Source organism: Oleiphilus sp. HI0043, assembly GCF_001634935.1.
On the sequence record NZ_LWEY01000242.1, the window covers coordinates 1 to 1,336 of the forward strand.

2 protein-coding genes are annotated in these 1,336 nt (G+C 42.8%); both read right to left on the reverse strand.

All coding sequences use genetic code 11. From position 1 onward, the window contains the following. The coding region (locus tag A3729_RS03755; protein ID WP_197475536.1) for a hypothetical protein at positions 1-746 on the reverse strand (746 nt) is incomplete at its 3' end. A gap of 6 nt (positions 747-752) precedes the next feature. Further along, positions 753-1,336: XrtA/PEP-CTERM system exopolysaccharide export protein (locus A3729_RS03760; protein ID WP_197475537.1), on the reverse strand; the 584-nt coding region annotated here is incomplete at its 5' end.

Sequence of the window (1,336 nt, forward strand, 5' to 3'; positions counted from 1 at the left end):
TTATATTTCTGGGAAGAAAACTCGGACTCGTTACTTAATTGCCTTTGAACCGCTACAATGGATGTCTCATCTTCGTCGATACTTATTTTTAGCTCTTCTATTTGCGAGCGAATACGACTAATACTTGAATCCACATCACCGTCACGACCATCAAAATTCTGAGACCTGAAGTTCTTCAAGCGCTCTTCTGCCAGCAATAGTTGATCTTTATACTGCTTTACCTGGTTATCGATAAACAAAAAAGCTTCGCGACTTTCCGTACGCTGCTCATCCGTACTTGCACGAATAAAAACATCTACAACCTCATTTATCACCCTGTAAGCGTCATCAGCCGTTGAATCTGAATAGGCTACTTTAATGTAACCAGCCCCCAGACCTCTAACTTGAACTTTAGAACGCAGACTATTTATCTGCTGCCCCAGCTCCTCTGCAGATTCAAAGCTGTCGATCCCATAAACATTTTCAACCACTGTCTTTAGGATCCGAGGAGACTGGATCATATCTCGTACAACCTTCGTATGGTTCTGGACCTTAGATTGCGCAGCCTGAGTCGCTAAAAGTGGCTTTAGTATATTCTGGTTATCGGCAAAGATTGTGGCGGATGTTTCAAACTTTGAAGGCCAGAAAATCCCAGTCACCAATACTGCAAAGCTCACGACAGTGAACCCAAACAAGCATAAAAACTTTCTCTGCCACAACTCTCGAAAAATGACACCGATATAACGAATTAACAGCGCAAAATCCATATTCGTCTAGAAGCCTCTCTCTGGAACAGTAATAATGTCTTGCGGGTAAAGGGTATAATTGGAATCCAGAATTCCTTTTTCTAATATATCATTCAAATAGATCGGGTAAACTTTTGCTCCTTCAGCTGTCTGACGATACAACTTAGACCCGTCGCCATCTGCAAATACAGTTACACCACCCGCTTCTAACACCACATCTAAAACTGTAATACCTTTACGATAAGGGATCGATCTTTGTTGCTGCACCGCACCGGTTACTCGAATTCGATGAATAAAATCCGCACTCGTTGGATTGGAGACAATCACCGTTACTTTGGGGTTGCGAATATAACTATTGAGTTTATCCTCAATAATCGTTGATAATTCAGCGGTCGATACGCCATCCACTTCGATGTCACCAGCCAAAGGTACAGAGATTTTTCCATCCGGGCGCACCAGAACAGATACTGACAGGTCTGGATTTCTCCAAACATTCACTTGTACAGCATCGCCAACACCTAAGAGGTATTCTTCTACAACCCCTATACTGGTTTCAACAGGCTGCTCCTTCACAACATTCTTAGTCGAGCAGGCACTTAGAAAACCCACCA